We start from the raw sequence: 14470 nt of genomic DNA, 5'->3' as shown, positions 1-14470 counted from the left end.
CCACTTCTGGGTACGTTCCGATGTATTACTCACCCGTTCGCCACTCGCCGCCAGGTTGCCCCGCGCTGCCGTTCGACTTGCATGTGTAAAGCATGCCGCCAGCGTTCAATCTGAGCCAGGATCAAACTCTTCAGTTTAATCTCTGTTTGTCGAAACCCGCATCGCTGCGGATTTCGAAATCGATCCACTGGATCGATTTCGCTCACTCAAAATACTGACCGTTACTCATTGCTGAGCAACGTTATACTTTTTGTGAACATTTGATAATTTAAGCATTCAGCATCCCGAAGGATGCYGGCACTTCATCAAACGCCCACACTTATCGACTGTTGATTGTTAAAGATCGTATTCGGTACTRCCTTGCTGCATCCGGCGAATCGTTTTGTTCGTCAGCAGCAGAGAAGCGAGATTATGCAGTGTTTCGCAGTGTTCGTCAACTCATCCTTTTCTKCAGTGTGCACTCGGTGTTGAATCTCGACGTGCGCTGCAGAAGCAGGACGCGAACTATAGCAAAGCCGCCTGCAGTCTGCAACGCTTGCCCGTATGCTATCTTTGCCGCTTTTACCACTCCCCCGCCAGCATGCACCTGCCTTCCATTACCACTACCGCACATCCCGAACTTGCCAGCCGGCTCGACGATGCGATCAATAACAAGACCAAGCCGCTCGGCAGCCTCGGCGCACTGGAAAGTCTGGCAAAGCAGCTCGGCCTGATCCAGCAGACCGTCGCGGTATCGGTCGACCGGCCGGCCGTCATCGTGTTCGCGGGTGACCACGGCGTGGTCGCCGAAGGCATCTCGGCCTACCCGCAGGACGTGACCTGGCAGATGGTCGAGAACTTCCTCGCCGACGGCGCCGCCATCAATGTGTTCGCGCGCCAGAATAGCGCCGCCTTATATATCGTCGACGCGGGTGTGAATCACGACTTCGGCCCGCGCCCCGGTCTCCTGGACCGCAAAGTCGCCCATGGCACCCGCAACTTCGCGCTCGAACCCGCGATGACGGCCGAACAATGTGCGACGGCGATGGAACATGGCGCGGCCCTGGTGGCTGAGCTGCCGGGCAATGTGGTCGGCTTTGGCGAGATGGGCATCGGGAACACGACCGCCGCCGCCGCGCTGATGCACAAGCTGGCCGGCGTAGCGGTCGCGGATTGCGTCGGCGCCGGCACCGGCCTGTCCTCGCAGGGCGTGCTGCGCAAGCAGCATGTGATCGAAGCGGCCGTCGAGCGCCATGCCGGCGTGAGCGATCCGCTCGGCGTGCTGGCCACTTTCGGCGGCTTCGAAATCGCGATGATGGCCGGCGCCATGCTGCAGGCGGCATCCATGCGCAAAACCCTGCTGATCGACGGCTTCATCGTCAGCTCCGCCCTGCTCGCCGCCAGCCGCATGGCGCCCGCCATCCTCGACTACTGCGTGTTCGCGCACTGCTCCGACGAAGCCGGCCACCGCCGCATGCTGGAGCAGCTGGGCGCCCGTCCGCTGCTGCAGCTGGGGATGCGCCTGGGCGAAGGTACCGGCGCCGCGCTCGCGCTGCCGCTGCTGCACGCGGCCGCCAACTTCCTGAACGAGATGGCGACCTTCTCGTCGGCCAGCGTCAGCGAAAAATCCGCCACCGAATAAAGACACCAAGATGCAGCAGGTCCGCCTCTTCTTCATCGCGCTGCAGTTCTTCACGCGGCTGCCGATTCCATCCTGGGTCGGCTTCGAAGCCAGCTGGTTGCAGCACGCCTCGCGCTACTTCCCGCTGGTCGGCTGCGTGGTCGCGGCCATCGCGGCCGGCGTCTACTTCGCCGCCGCCCTCGTGCTGTCGGCGCCGGTAGCGGCCGTACTGTCGACCGCTGCCTCGATCTACCTGACCGGCGCCTTCCATGAGGACGGCTTCGCCGATACCTGCGACGGCCTGGGCGGCGGCATGACGCGCGAGCGCGTGCTCGAGATCATGAAGGATTCGCGGGTCGGCGCCTACGGTGCGATCGGCATCGTCTGCATGTTGGCCGTCAAGCTGACGGCGCTGGCGATGCTGCCGCCGCGCGTGGCGGTCGGCGCCCTGTTCCTGGCTCACCCGCTGTCGCGCCTGGCCGCCGCCTCGCTGATCTGGAAGCTGGACTATGTGCGCGGCGAAGGCAAGGCCAAGCCGCTGGCCCAGCAGATGAGCAGCACAGAATTCGCGATCGCGACGATCGCCGCCCTGCTGCCGGTGCCGGTCCTGCTGGCGAGCGGCTGGATCGCATCGTCGGCCGTGCTGGCGGCCTTGCTGGCGGCCCTGCTTGCCGCCTTGTGGCTGGGCCGAAAGCTGCACATCCGCCTCGGCGGCTATACCGGCGACTGCCTGGGCGCAGTGCAGCAACTGGCCGAAGCGCTGATCTATGTGGGCGTGCTGGCCACCCTCGGCCATGGCGCCTGGACCTGAGCCGTGAAGCTGCACCTGGTCCGCCATCCGCAGCCGGAGGTCGGCCAGGGCCTGTGCTACGGCGCCAGCGACGTCGCGGTCACGCAAGCCGAGCTCGCGCGCGTGCACGCCAGCCTGCGCATGGCCGGCCTGCCCGGGCAGCTGCCGGTGATTGCCAGTCCGCTGCGGCGCTGCGCCGAGCTGGCGCGGCGCTTGCAGCCGCACAGCCTGCGCTTCGATGCGCGCCTGGCCGAGATGGATTTCGGCCGCTGGGAGCTGCAGCCCTGGGACGCGATCCCGCGCGAAGAAGTCGATGCCTGGGCCGCCGACCTGCTCCTCTACCGCCCCGGCGGCGCCGAATGCGTTCTCGATGTCGCCCGCCGCGTGGCCGCCTTCAGCGACGACCTGCGCCAGGCCGGCGATGCCGAAGCGCTGCTGGTCTGCCATGCCGGCACCATCCGTCTCCTGAGCGCCATGCAAGGCGCCGGGAGCCTCGACGAAGCCGCATTGAACGCCGCCCGCAAGCCGCACCGCATCGCTTACGGCGAAGTCGTCACGCTGGAAGTTTGACAACACGGCGGGCTATTCGCCGTATAATGTCGGCGTTTTGGTGCTCGCGCCTGTGTTCTCAGGCGCAGTTAAACGGGAAACACGAAGCTCTTCGAACGAGCCGACGTGTGCTGCCCCCGCAACGGTAAGCAAGTGCCGCGTGATGCGAAAGCTGATGCGGCAACCGTCTTCTCATACCACTGTGCGCAAGCATGGGAAGGTCAGACGGCCACACTTGCCAGCCCGGATACCGGCCAAAAGGTGGAAGCGGCCGGCTTGCCGGCGCTTCTGTTCAATCTGGCCTACGGGGACGTCGGCCGGTTGTCCACGAAAGAAAACATCGTCATGAGCTTTCCCGTTTCACGGCAGGCGGCCGCGCCCCTGCTCGCCCTCACCCTTGCCCTACCTTCGATTTCCGCCCTCGCCGATCCATCGCTCGAGACCGTCGTCGTCACCGCCGCCCGCACGCCCCAGCGTGCCGACGAGGTGATACCCGACGTCACCGTCATCTCCAGCGACGAAGTCGCCCGCGCCGGCGCCGGTTCGGTCGCCGACCTGCTGCGCCGCCAGCGCGGCATCGAGATCGTGCGCAACGGCGGCCCGGGCGCCAGCACCAGCGTCTATCTGCGCGGCGCCAACAGCAACCAGGTCGTGGTCCTGATCGACGGCGTGCGCATCGGCTCCTCGACCACCGGCGCCGCCAGCTGGAATGCGATCCCGCTGTCCTCCATCGACCACATCGAGATCGTCTACGGCCCGCTCAGCTCCCTGTACGGTGCCGACGCGATCGGCGGCGTGGTGCAGATCTTCACGAAGAAGAGCGCGGGCACGCCCGCCTTCAGCGCCAGCGCCGGCGGCGGCACCTACGGCACCAGCCAGGTCGACGCCAGCGTGCACGGCTCCACCGGCGGAGACCACAGCGTCAGCTACGCCCTGAGCAGCGCGCGCGAGGATTCGGACGGCTTTTCGAGCACCCGCCCCGGCTCGTCGAGCTACAACAAGGACGACGACGGCTACACCCGCAACAGCGTGAACGGCCGCCTGGCCGTGCAGCTCGCGCCGGGGCATGAAGTGGGCGCGCAATTCCTGAAGAGCCGCCTGCGCGCGCAGTACGACAGCGGCGCCTCCAGCTACGACACCCACAGCGAGCAGGACATCGACAGCTATGCCGTGTTCCTGAACGACCGCATCCTGCCGAACTGGCGCAGCAGCCTGCAGGCCGCCCGCTCGAACGACAGGCTGGGCAGCTTCACCAGCGCGGCCGCCAGCGGCGCCAGCCAGATCGACACGCGCCAGGACGAATACACCTGGCAGAATACCTTCGACCTCGACGGCGATACCCTGCAGGTCCTGTTCGGCCACCGCAAGGAAGAGGTGCTGTCCAGCTCCAGTACGGCCCTGAACCGTTCGCGCATCACCAACTCGGTCGCCGCCGCCTACGATATGCACCACGGCAGCCACCTGCTCGATCTCAGCCTGCGCAACGACCATTCCGTCTACGGCGGCAAGACCACCGGCGCGGCCGGCTATGGCTACGAGTTCAGCAAGGACTTGCGCGCCACCGCCAGCGTCGGCACCAGCTTCCGCGCGCCGACCTACAACGAGCTGTACTACCCGGGTTACGGCCTGCCGACCAACAAGCCGGAACAGGGCCGCAATGCGGAAGTGGGCCTGCGCTGGCAGGTTGCCGGCGCCGAGCTGCAGGCGAACTACTACCGCAACCGCCTGACCGACATGATCGTGACGGTCAACCCCTGCCCGAGCCGCACCGGCAGCTGCGCCTACAATGTCAACCACGCCCTGCTCGAAGGCCTGACGATGTCGGCCGAGACTCGCCTGCACAGCCTCGACCTGCGCGCCAGCGTCGACCTCCAGGATCCGCGCGACGAAACCACCGGCAAGCAGCTGGCGCGCCGTTCGCGCCGCCACGCCAGCCTGACGGCCGGCTACGCGCTCGACCAGTTCGACCTTGGCGCCGAGCTGCAGGCCTCCGGCCGCCGCTTCGACGACGCTGCCAACCTCAATCGCCTGGGTGGCTACGGCCTGCTGAACCTGTACACTACGTGGCGGTTCACGCGCGACTGGTCGGTGCTGCTGCGCCTCGACAATGCGGCGGACAAGCGCTACGACCTGGCGCGCAACTACGGCACGGCCGGACGCAGCTGGTTCGCCGCGCTGCGCTACGGGATCCGTTAATTCACTCATCAAGCCAGCATGCATCCACTCCATCATTCCGCCGCGCGCCGGCGCACCACCATGATCGTCGGCTCGCTCCTGCTTGCCGCCCTTGCCTGCCTGCTGTTCTCCGGCACCACGGGTTCGGTCACGGTCGGGCTGGCGGAACTGCCGGACGCGGTGAACCAGTTGCTTCACGGCCGCCAGGACACGCTGGCGGCTTCGCTGCTGGCGCTGCGCGCCGGCCGTGCGCTGACGGCCTTCGTCACCGGCGGCGCGCTGGCGCTGGCGGGCATCATGATGCAGGCCCTGCTGCGCAACCCGCTGGCCGATCCTTATGTACTGGGGATCTCGGCCGGGGCCTCGGTCGGCGCCCTGTTCGCGCTCCTGATGATGTGCGCGGCGGTGGTGGTCGACGGTGCCGCCCTGCTCGGTGCGGTGGCGGTGTCGATGTTGCTGTATATATTGGCGCGCCGCGACATGCGCGGCGGCGTGGCGGCCGAAGGCGGCACCTCGACCCTGCTGCTGACCGGCGTCATCCTGATGTCGGCGTGCATGGCCCTGGTGACGCTGATGCTGTCGATCGCGCCCGAAGGCGCCCTGCGCAACATGGTGTTCTGGATGATCGGCGACCTGGCCGGCACGCCGCTGCGCGTGCTGCCCTGGGTCGTGCTGGCCGGCGGCCTCGCTTTTGCCCTCCGCAATGCGCGCGCGATGAACGTGCTGGCCCTGCATGCCGATACCGCGCGCACGCTCGGCATCGAAGTCGGCCGGCTGCGTAAGGGCCTGTTCTTCGTCTCCGGCGTGCTGACCGCCAGCGCGGTGACGAACGCGGGTTCGATCGGCTTCGTCGGCCTGATCGTGCCGCATGCCTGCCGCTTCGCCTTCGGCCCGGACCACCGGGTGCTGATTCCCTCGGCCGTGCTGCTGGGCGGCAGCTTCCTGGTGTTGTGCGACACCCTGGCGCGCACCGTGATCGCCCCGACCCAGCTGCCGGTGGGCGCCATCACGGCCCTGATCGGCGCGCCGGTCTTCCTGTACCAACTGCACCAACTGCGCAAATAAGATGATTACTACCGAAGGACTCACGCTGGAGGTGGCCGACCGCACGCTGGTGCGGGACCTCGACTGGGCCGTGCAGGCCGGCGAATGCTGGAGCATCATCGGCCGCAACGGCGCCGGCAAGAGTACCCTGCTGCGCACCGTGGCCGGGCTGCGCGGCGCGAACCAGGGCACGGTAAGACTCGACGGCCGCATGCTGGACGACTGGCCGCTGGAAGAGCTGGCGCGCCAGCGCGCCTACCTGGCGCAGTCGCGCACCGACGCCTTCGCCTACAGCGCGATCGACACCGTGCTGTCGGCGCGCCACCCCTACCATGCGAACCGCTACTGGGAAGGCAGCGACGACCATCAGGCCGCCCTGCGGGCCCTGGCGGCGATGGAAGTCGAGCACCTGGCCCGGCGCGACGTGCGCACCCTGTCCGGCGGCGAGCGCCAGCGCGTCGCGATCGCCGCCCTGCTGGCCCAGGACACGCCCCTGCTACTGCTGGACGAGCCGGCCAATGCGCTCGACCTGGCCCACCAGGTGAGCGTGACCGGCCTGCTCGCGCGGCTGTGCCGGCGCGAGCGCAAGACGGTCGTCATGATCGGCCACGACCTCAACCTGGCCTACGGCATCTCCACCCACGCCCTGCTGCTGCGCGGCGACGGCGGCTGGCTGGCCGGACCGGTCGCGCAGGTGATGCAGCCGGCCCTGCTGGGCGACTACCTCGGCCACCCGATCGAGATGATCGAACACGGCGGCCGCCGCATCTTCATTCCTTTCGAAGACCACCATGAACGACATGACTCCTGAAGACACTGCTTCCGCTACTACGGCGCTGAACGAGCGCCACCGCCAGCGCATGGAGCGCAAGAAGGCCGTCATCGACGCCAAGATCGCGGCCGCCGACAAGAAGATCGGCATCATCATCGTCAATACCGGCAACGGCAAGGGCAAGAGCTCGAGCGCCTTCGGAATGGCGATGCGCGCGCTGGGCCACGGCATGAAGGTGGGCGTGGTCCAGTTCATCAAGGGCGCGATGTCGACCGGCGAAGAACGTTTTCTCCGCCGCTTTCCCGACGAAGTCAGCTTCCACGCGATGGGCGAAGGCTATACCTGGGAAACCCAGAACCGCGAACGCGACATCGCCAAGGCCGAGGAAGCATGGCAGCAGGCGAAACGCTTCCTGGCCGATCCGGAGGTCGGCCTGGTGGTGCTGGACGAGCTGAACATCGCCCTCAAATACCGCTACCTGGACGTGCACACGGTGATCGCCGACCTGCTCGACCGCCCCGCCATGCAGCACGTGGTGGTGACCGGCCGTGCGGCGCCGCCCGAACTGATCGAAGTGGCCGATACCGTCACCGAGATGAACGTGGTCAAGCACGCCTTCAAGGCGGGCATCGCGGCGCAGGCCGGCACGGAGTGGTGATGGATCATCCCGGCGCACGCATGCTGCTGGTGGCGGCCACCGCTTCCGGCCAGGGCAAGACCACCGTCACCGCCGCCCTCGCGCGCGGCCTGGTTCGCCAGGGCCAGCGCGTACGCGTCTTCAAGTGCGGTCCCGATTTCATCGACCCGATGCTGCTCGAGCGCGCCTGCGGTGCGACCGTGCACACCCTCGATTTGTGGATGGTCGGCCTGCAGGAGTGCCGGCGCCGCCTGGCGGCAGCCGCGCGCGAGGCCGACGTGGTGCTGATCGAAGGCGTGATGGGCCTGTACGACGGCAACCCGTCGGCCGCCGACCTCTCGCGCGCCTTCGACATTCCGGTGCTGGCCGTGATCGACGCTTCCAGCATGGCGCAGACCGCCGGCGCCGTGGTGCAGGGCCTGCGCGACTACGGTCCGGTGCAGATGGCCGGCGTGGTCGCCAACCGCGTGGCCAGCGAAGGCCACCGCCAGATGGTGGCGGCTTCGCTGCGCGGCATTCCGCTGCTGGCGACCTTGCCGAAACAGGCGCGCCGCCTGCCCGAGCGTCACCTGGGCCTGGTGCTGCCTGGCGAAGTCGACGACATCGACGCCATCCTCGACGAGCTGGCCGACCAGCTGCACCTCGACACCGAGGCCTGGCAGGCGCTGACGCCGCGCCTGCCGGAACACGCCGATCCGGAACAAGCGATTCCGCCGCTGCTGGCCGGGAAGACGGTGGCGATCGCGCGCGACGCCGCCTTCTGCTTCATCTATCCCGCCAACCTGGACGTGCTGCGCAGCCTCGGCGCACAACTCCGCTTTTTCTCGCCGCTTGCCGGCGAGCCCGTACCGCCGGGGACGGACGCCGTCTGGCTGCCCGGTGGTTATCCGGAGCTGCATACGGAAGCCCTGTCCCGGGCGGCGCCTTGGCGCGACTCGATCCGCGCCATCCACGCCGCCGGCCTGCCGATCCTGGCGGAGTGCGGCGGCATGATGGCGGTCGCGGAATCGATCACCGACAAGGACGGCCAGTGCTGGGCCATGCCGGCCCTGCTGCCCGGCCGGGTCGTCATGCAGCAGCGCCTGGCCGGGCTCGGGTCGCAGGGAATGCCGACCGCCGCCGGCGAGCTGCGCGGCCACACCTTCCATTACTCGACCATGGACACCGACCTTGAACCGGTCGCGTACACGGTCAAGCAGCCATCGGGCCTGCGCGGCGAAGCGGTGTACCGGCACGGTTCGCTGACGGCTTCCTACTTCCACGGCTTTTTCGCCTCCAATCCCCTGGCGGCGGCCGGCCTGTTCACGCAGGAGACACCATGAGCCGCACCCTCGTCTTCGGCGGCGCCCGTTCCGGCAAAAGCGCTCTGGCCGAGCGCCTGGCGCGCGAATCCGGCAAGGAAGTGGTCTACCTGGCGACCTCGCATGCCGGCGACGCCGAGATGGCGGCGCGCATCGCCCACCATCGCGAACGCCGCCCCGAAGCCTGGCAGACGGTGGAGGAGCCGGCCGCGCTGGCCCGGGCCCTGCGCCGGCTGTGCGCGCCGGACCGCATCGTGCTGGTCGACTGCCTGACCCTGTGGCTCAGCAACCTGATGTTTTCGACGCAGCAGGAATTTCCGGAGGTCGGCAAGGTCGAGCTGCCGCCCCTGTTCACCTGGGAGCGTTCCGACCTGCTGGCCTGGCTGGACGAAGCGCCCGCCGGTGAAGTCATCTTCGTCTCGAACGAAGTCGGCATGGGCATCGTGCCGGTCGGTGCGGTGTCGCGCAGCTTCGTCGACGAAGCCGGGCGCCTGAACCAGGAAGTGGCGGCGCGCTGCGAGCGCGTGCTGTTCGTCGCCGCCGGCCTGCCGCTGGCCCTGAAGGGATCGCCGTGCTGAGCGGAGTGGCGCCGCTCACGCTCGCACTGCTGCTGGCGGCCGGGGTCGCGCTCGACCTGCTGCTGGGCGAAGCGCGGCGCTGGCATCCGCTGGTCGGCTTCGGCCGCCTGGCGCAGTGGCTGGAACGGCGCATGAACAACGGCGGCCGGCGCATCGCCCGCGGAACGCTGGGCTGGGCGCTGGCGGTGCTGCCCCCTAGCTGCATTGCCGCCTGGCTGTGCGCTGCCGAGGGCGCGGCCGGCCTGGCCTGTCACGCGATTCTGCTTTACCTCTGCCTCGGCCTGCGCAGCCTGCGCGACCACACGCTGCCGATCCACGAGGCGCTGACGAGCGGCGACCTGGCGCGCGCACGCTGGCTGACCTCGCGCATCGTCAGCCGCGACACCTCGGATGCGGGCGAAGCCGAGCTGGCCAAGGCCGGCGCCGAATCGCTGCTTGAAAACGGCAACGACGCCGTGTTCGGCACCCTGTTCTGGTTCCTGGTCGGTGGCGGCGCCGGCGCCCTGCTGTTCCGCCTGGCGAACACACTGGACGCGATGTGGGGTTACCGGAATACGCGTTTCAATCGGTTCGGCCGCGTGGCCGCGCGCCTCGACGACGCCCTGAACTATGTGCCGGCGCGCCTGACCGCGCTGTCGTATGCGCTGCTGGCGCCCGCCGCCGGCCGCCTGCGCGCGCTGCGCTGCTGGCGCACCCAGGCGCCCGCATGGAGCAGCCCGAACGCGGGCCCGGTGATGGCCAGCGGCGCCGGTGCCCTCGGCATCAGCCTGGGCGGCGCCGCGGTCTATGACGGACAGGTCGAGCAGCGGCCGGTGCTGGGCAGCGGCCCGGCCGCCGCCGCCGGCGATATTCGGCGCGCCTGGCGCCTGGTCTTCCATACCACCCTGCTGTGGACCGTCGCCGCACTCGGCCTCGGCGCCGTCCTCTACCAGATCGGAGCGCCCCATGCTTGAACACGGCGGCAATCTGCGCGAAGCCCGGCGGCGCTATGGTGGCGAGGACTGGATCGACCTTTCCACCGGCATCAACCCGGCCGGCTATCCGGCGCCGGCGTTGCCGCCCGACGCCTGGCAGCGCCTGCCGGAACCGGATCCGGCGCTCGTCGATGCCGCCTGCGCCTGGTACGGCACCCATACGCTGCTGCCGGTGGCCGGCACCCAGGCCGCGATCCAGGCCGTGCCGCGCCTGCGCCCGCCGTCGCGGGTGACGGTGGCCGCGCCCTCGTATGCGGAGCATGCCCATCACTGGGCACAGCACGGCCACACCTTGCGCCTGACCGGCTACCCGATGCTCGACGCCGCGGTGGGCAACAGCGACGTGGTCGTGGTCTGCAACCCGAACAATCCGACCGGCGATGTGGTCCCGCCGGACACGCTGCTGCGCTGGGCCGCGGAGCTGGGCGCGCGCGGCGGCTGGCTGGTGGTCGACGAAGCCTTCGGCGACACGGCGCCGGCACTGAGCGTGGCCGCGCATGCCGGCCGACCGGGACTGGTGGTGCTGCGCTCGGTCGGCAAGTTCTTCGGCCTGGCCGGACTGCGGCTGGGTTTCGTGGCGGCCGAGGCGCCGCTGCTGGCGGCGCTGGAGGACCTGCTCGGGCCCTGGACGGTCAGCGGCCCTGCCCAGCAGGTTGCGCTGGCGGCGCTGGGCGACGCGGCGTGGCGGCAGGCGACGCAGGAGCGCCTGGCGCGCGATGGCGCCCGGCTGCGCGGACTGCTCGCGGCCTACGGCATCAAGGCGTCCGGCACGCCGCTGTTTCACTGGTGGGCGGAACGACGCCCCGAGGAATTTCATGAACATATGGCGCGCCACGCGATCTGGGTGCGCCTGTTCCGCCAGGCGGCGCGCGGCATCCGCCTCGGCCTGCCGGCCCGGGAACCGGACTGGCACCGTATCGAACACGCACTTCAAGAATGGAAGCACCGATGAACACTTCGAAAGCACTGATCTTGCTGGCCGCCCTGGCGGCTGGCCAGGTCCAGGCCGCCGTCACCGTCAAGGACGACGACGGCAATACCGTCACCCTGCAGAAGCCGGCCCAGCGCGTGATCTCGCTGGCCCCGCACGTCACCGAACTGCTGTTCGCGGCCGGCGGCGGCAGCCATGTGGTCGGGGTGGTCTCTTACAGCGACTTCCCGGAAGAAGCGAAGAAGATCCCGCAGATCGGCTCCAACCGCGAGGTCGACCTGGAACGCATCATGGCGCTCAAGCCCGACCTGATCGTGGTCTGGCGCCACGGCAGCTCCGAGCGCCAGATCGATATGGTGCGCAAGCTCGGCGTGCCGCTCTACCACAGCGAACCAATCAAGCTCGAGGACATTCCGGAAAGCCTGGCCAGGCTCGGCCAGCTGATGGGCACCGAGAAAGTGGCCAACCCGGCCGCCGCCGAGCTGCGCCAGCAGCTGGCCAGCCTGCGCAGCCGCTATGCCAGCCGCCCGACGGTGCGGACCTTCTACCAGGTCTGGGACAAGCCGCTCTACACCCTCAGCGGCAAGCACATCGTCAGCGATGCGCTGCGCCTGTGCGGCGGCGAAAACATCTTCGCCAAGCTCCCGGTGACGGCGCCGGTGGTCAGCGTGGAAGGCGTCCTGCAGGAGAATCCGGAAGCGATCTTCGCCACGGCCGAAAAGAACTACGGCGGCGTGAACATGTGGAAGCCTTATGGCACCCTGCTGGCGGTACGCAACGATAACCTGTTCACCATCGACGGCAACCTGCTGAACCGCTCCGGCCCGCGCATGATTCCAGGGGCCGCGATGCTGTGCGAGAAGCTCGAACTCGCGCGCCAGCACCGGACCAAATGAAGCCCTTTCCCTACCGGACCCTGATGATCCAGGGGACGACCTCCGATGCCGGCAAGAGCACCGTGGTGGCCGCCCTGTGCCGGCTCTTGAAACGATCCGGCGTGAAGGTGGCGCCGTTCAAGCCGCAGAACATGGCGCTCAACAGCGCAGTCACGAAAGACGGCGGCGAGATCGGACGCGCCCAGGCCCTGCAGGCGATCGCCGCCGGCGTCGAGCCGCACACGGATTTCAATCCGGTGCTGCTGAAGCCCTCCAGCGACATCGGCGCCCAGGTCATCATCCACGGCCGCGTGCGTGCCGAGATGAACGCGCGCGACTACCACCAGTACAAGACGGTGGCGATGGGGGCGGTGCTGGAATCGCATGCGAGGCTGCTGTCCCAGTACGAAAGCATCATCGTCGAGGGCGCCGGCAGCCCGGCCGAGATCAACCTGCGCGACCGCGACATCGCCAACATGGGCTTTGCCGAAGTCGTCGACTGCCCGGTGGTGCTGGTGGCCGACATCGACCGCGGCGGCGTGTTCGCCCACATCGTCGGCACCCTGGCTTGCCTGTCCGAGAGCGAGCGCAATCGCATCGCCGGCTTCGTGATCAACCGCTTCCGCGGCGACATCGCGCTGCTCGAGCCGGGCCTCGAATGGCTCGAGCAGCAGACCGGCAAGCCGGTGCTGGCGGTCCTGCCCTATCTGCACGGGCTCTACCTGGATGCGGAAGACGCGGTCCAGGGCGTGACCCGGCGCGAAGGTAAATTCCGCGTGGTGGTACCGAGTACGCCGCGGATGAGCAACCACACCGACTTCGATCCGCTGCGCGCCCACCCCGACGTCGACCTGCGCTTCGTGCGCGAGGGCCAGGCGATTCCGGGCGCCGACCTGATCGTCCTCCCCGGCAGCAAGAACACGCGCGCCGACCTCGCCTGGCTGCAGCGGCAGGGCTGGCAGCAAGCCATCCAGCGTCACCTGCGCTATGGCGGCAAGGTGATCGGCATTTGCGGCGGCTTCCAGATGCTGGGGCGCAGCGTCGACGATCCGGACGGCGTCGAAGGCACGGCGGGCCGATCCGACGCGCTCGGCCTGCTCGACGTGGGCACCGTGCTCACGCGCGACAAACGCCTGGCCAGGGTGAGCGGCCGCTGCGTCTTCGATCCGGCGGCAGCGGGCGCCGCGGTGGAAGGCTACGAAATCCACATGGGCGTGTCGAGCGGCGCCGCACTGGCGCGGCCGGCCTTCGAAATCGACGGCCGCGGCGAAGGCGCATGTTCGAACGACGGCCAGGTCATGGGCAGCTATCTGCACGGGATGTTCGACCATCCCGCCGCCTGCGCCACCCTGCTGCGCTGGGCCGGACTGCACAGCGAACACGCCGTCGACGCCGCAGCCCTGCGCGAAGCCAGCCTGGACCGGATCGCGGATGCGGCTGCCCCCTTGCTTGATAGACTCCTTCTATCATATCGCTAAAATATATCGATTTTACTGATTAAATGAGAATCGCTATCATTCCCTGCACGGTAGAGAACGACAGGAGTTTCCCATGGCAGTGGCACGCAAAGGCAGTCAAGTCATTACCCACCTGGCGATCGGTTTCGCGATCGCCTATGCGGTAACGGGTTCGATGGCCCTGGGCGGACTCGCCGTGCTGATCGAACCGCTGCTGAACGTTCTACTGGTGCCCTTCCATGAAAAAGCCTGGCATCGCTGCCTGCGTGGCGTCGGCGGTCAGCGGCGCTACCTGCTGCTCACGGCCGAGAAGTTCAGCCTGGGCGTCATGCACATGGGTGTCGCCTTCGGGGTGCTGTATTACGCAACCGGGTCGACCGCGCTCGGCGGTCTGGCGGCGGTGCTGGAACCGGTTTGCAATGTGATCCTGATGCCGCTGCACGACCGCATGTGGGACAGGCTGCCGTTCGGCCGCAGCCTGCGGGCGGCCTAATCGTCGGCGTCAAGCGAACTCGGGTGGACAAGCACTGCATGCGCTGAAATTTGCCCGGCTCGCGGCTGCGTTTGCGCTTGAATTGGGGCGCGATTGAAAGCGGTTTCAGGCGCGCCAGAAAAGCAAAAAGCCCGCTCAGTTTGACTGAGCGGGCTTCTGCGAATAATTAGCCTGACGATAACCTACTTTCACACTGGTTGCAGCACTATCATCGGCGCAAAGTCGTTTCACGGTCCTGTTCGGGATGGGAAGGGGTGGTACCGACTTGCTATGGTCATCAGGCATGACTTGTAC

At 68.0% G+C, this 14470-nt stretch carries 14 protein-coding genes, 2 rRNA genes and 1 riboswitch; of the genes, 14 read left to right on the top strand and 2 right to left on the bottom strand.

The annotated features are described in order from the left end of the window. Positions 1 to 137 (bottom strand): 16S ribosomal RNA (locus AC1DOP_RS26855); the annotation flags it as partial. A gap of 443 nt (positions 138 to 580) precedes the next feature. Here AC1DOP_RS26855 and cobT point away from each other — a divergent pair. The 14 genes from cobT (at position 581) to AC1DOP_RS26785 (ending at position 14176) form a co-directional block, all read left to right on the top strand. Next, the gene (gene cobT / locus AC1DOP_RS26850; protein WP_477254332.1) at positions 581 to 1621 is read left to right on the top strand and encodes a nicotinate-nucleotide--dimethylbenzimidazole phosphoribosyltransferase; all 1041 of its coding nucleotides are present in this window, start codon (positions 581 to 583) and stop codon (positions 1619 to 1621) included. 10 nt (positions 1622 to 1631) lie between these two features. After that, the gene (locus tag AC1DOP_RS26845) at positions 1632 to 2411 is read left to right on the top strand and encodes an adenosylcobinamide-GDP ribazoletransferase (RefSeq protein WP_477254330.1); all 780 of its coding nucleotides are present in this window, start codon (positions 1632 to 1634) and stop codon (positions 2409 to 2411) included. A gap of 3 nt (positions 2412 to 2414) precedes the next feature. Beyond that, complete coding sequence (locus AC1DOP_RS26840; protein ID WP_442124913.1) at positions 2415 to 2960, top strand: histidine phosphatase family protein; 546 nt, start codon at positions 2415 to 2417, stop codon at positions 2958 to 2960. A 21-nt stretch (positions 2961 to 2981) separates the two neighbouring features. Next, positions 2982 to 3212: riboswitch (cobalamin riboswitch) on the top strand. Between the two features lie 72 nt (positions 3213 to 3284). Next, positions 3285 to 5135 (top strand): TonB-dependent receptor plug domain-containing protein, encoded by a 1851-nt coding sequence (locus tag AC1DOP_RS26835; RefSeq protein WP_442124912.1) that lies wholly within the window; start codon positions 3285 to 3287, stop codon positions 5133 to 5135. A gap of 18 nt (positions 5136 to 5153) precedes the next feature. Then, entirely contained in the window at positions 5154 to 6179 is a 1026-nt protein-coding gene (locus AC1DOP_RS26830; RefSeq protein ID WP_477254328.1) for a FecCD family ABC transporter permease, read from the top strand. 1 nt (position 6180) lies between these two features. Continuing rightward, positions 6181 to 6969 (top strand): ABC transporter ATP-binding protein, encoded by a 789-nt coding sequence (locus tag AC1DOP_RS26825; protein ID WP_477254326.1) that lies wholly within the window; start codon positions 6181 to 6183, stop codon positions 6967 to 6969. Continuing rightward, a complete protein-coding gene (cobO, locus tag AC1DOP_RS26820; RefSeq protein WP_442124909.1) occupies positions 6950 to 7588 on the top strand; it encodes a cob(I)yrinic acid a,c-diamide adenosyltransferase in 639 nt (212 codons plus the stop codon). The genes AC1DOP_RS26825 and cobO overlap by 20 nt, the downstream gene beginning before the upstream one ends. Further along, on the top strand, positions 7588 to 8889 hold the full coding sequence (locus AC1DOP_RS26815; protein ID WP_477254323.1) for a cobyrinate a,c-diamide synthase: 1302 nt from the start codon (positions 7588 to 7590) through the stop codon (positions 8887 to 8889). Before cobO ends, AC1DOP_RS26815 begins: the two co-directional genes overlap by 1 nt. Continuing rightward, entirely contained in the window at positions 8886 to 9446 is a 561-nt protein-coding gene (gene cobU / locus AC1DOP_RS26810) for a bifunctional adenosylcobinamide kinase/adenosylcobinamide-phosphate guanylyltransferase (protein WP_442124907.1), read from the top strand. Before AC1DOP_RS26815 ends, cobU begins: the two co-directional genes overlap by 4 nt. Further along, the gene (cbiB, locus tag AC1DOP_RS26805; RefSeq protein WP_442124906.1) at positions 9440 to 10399 is read left to right on the top strand and encodes an adenosylcobinamide-phosphate synthase CbiB; all 960 of its coding nucleotides are present in this window, start codon (positions 9440 to 9442) and stop codon (positions 10397 to 10399) included. Before cobU ends, cbiB begins: the two co-directional genes overlap by 7 nt. Further along, on the top strand, positions 10392 to 11372 hold the full coding sequence (cobD, locus tag AC1DOP_RS26800; protein ID WP_477254321.1) for a threonine-phosphate decarboxylase CobD: 981 nt from the start codon (positions 10392 to 10394) through the stop codon (positions 11370 to 11372). The genes cbiB and cobD overlap by 8 nt, the downstream gene beginning before the upstream one ends. Beyond that, the gene (locus AC1DOP_RS26795) at positions 11369 to 12247 is read left to right on the top strand and encodes a cobalamin-binding protein (protein ID WP_442124904.1); all 879 of its coding nucleotides are present in this window, start codon (positions 11369 to 11371) and stop codon (positions 12245 to 12247) included. Before cobD ends, AC1DOP_RS26795 begins: the two co-directional genes overlap by 4 nt. Then, positions 12244 to 13704, top strand: coding sequence for a cobyric acid synthase (locus tag AC1DOP_RS26790; RefSeq protein ID WP_442124903.1), 1461 nt, complete (start codon positions 12244 to 12246; stop codon positions 13702 to 13704). The genes AC1DOP_RS26795 and AC1DOP_RS26790 overlap by 4 nt, the downstream gene beginning before the upstream one ends. Positions 13705 to 13777: 73 nt before the next feature. Next, positions 13778 to 14176 (top strand): DUF2061 domain-containing protein, encoded by a 399-nt coding sequence (locus AC1DOP_RS26785; protein ID WP_442124902.1) that lies wholly within the window; start codon positions 13778 to 13780, stop codon positions 14174 to 14176. A 169-nt stretch (positions 14177 to 14345) separates the two neighbouring features. Here the strand turns inward: AC1DOP_RS26785 and rrf are convergent. Further along, a 5S ribosomal RNA gene (gene rrf, locus AC1DOP_RS26780) occupies positions 14346 to 14458 on the bottom strand. Between the last annotated feature and the right edge of the window lie 12 nt (positions 14459 to 14470).

The organism is Massilia sp. 01N410, assembly GCF_056399665.1.
The sequence above is the reverse complement of the archived record's forward strand: the minus strand, read 5'-3'. Positions and strand labels throughout refer to the sequence as shown.

Coding starts and splice junctions, on each gene's coding strand:
- cobT (WP_477254332.1), top strand. CDS start 581: ATGCACCTGCCTTCCATTACCACTACCGCACATCCCGAACTTGCCAGC.
- AC1DOP_RS26845 (WP_477254330.1), top strand. CDS start 1,632: ATGCAGCAGGTCCGCCTCTTCTTCATCGCGCTGCAGTTCTTCACGCGG.
- AC1DOP_RS26835 (WP_442124912.1), top strand. CDS start 3,285: ATGAGCTTTCCCGTTTCACGGCAGGCGGCCGCGCCCCTGCTCGCCCTC.
- AC1DOP_RS26830 (WP_477254328.1), top strand. CDS start 5,154: ATGCATCCACTCCATCATTCCGCCGCGCGCCGGCGCACCACCATGATC.
- AC1DOP_RS26825 (WP_477254326.1), top strand. CDS start 6,181: ATGATTACTACCGAAGGACTCACGCTGGAGGTGGCCGACCGCACGCTG.
- cobO (WP_442124909.1), top strand. CDS start 6,950: ATGAACGACATGACTCCTGAAGACACTGCTTCCGCTACTACGGCGCTG.
- AC1DOP_RS26815 (WP_477254323.1), top strand. CDS start 7,588: ATGGATCATCCCGGCGCACGCATGCTGCTGGTGGCGGCCACCGCTTCC.
- cobU (WP_442124907.1), top strand. CDS start 8,886: ATGAGCCGCACCCTCGTCTTCGGCGGCGCCCGTTCCGGCAAAAGCGCT.
- cobD (WP_477254321.1), top strand. CDS start 10,392: ATGCTTGAACACGGCGGCAATCTGCGCGAAGCCCGGCGGCGCTATGGT.
- AC1DOP_RS26795 (WP_442124904.1), top strand. CDS start 11,369: ATGAACACTTCGAAAGCACTGATCTTGCTGGCCGCCCTGGCGGCTGGC.
- AC1DOP_RS26790 (WP_442124903.1), top strand. CDS start 12,244: ATGAAGCCCTTTCCCTACCGGACCCTGATGATCCAGGGGACGACCTCC.
- AC1DOP_RS26785 (WP_442124902.1), top strand. CDS start 13,778: ATGGCAGTGGCACGCAAAGGCAGTCAAGTCATTACCCACCTGGCGATC.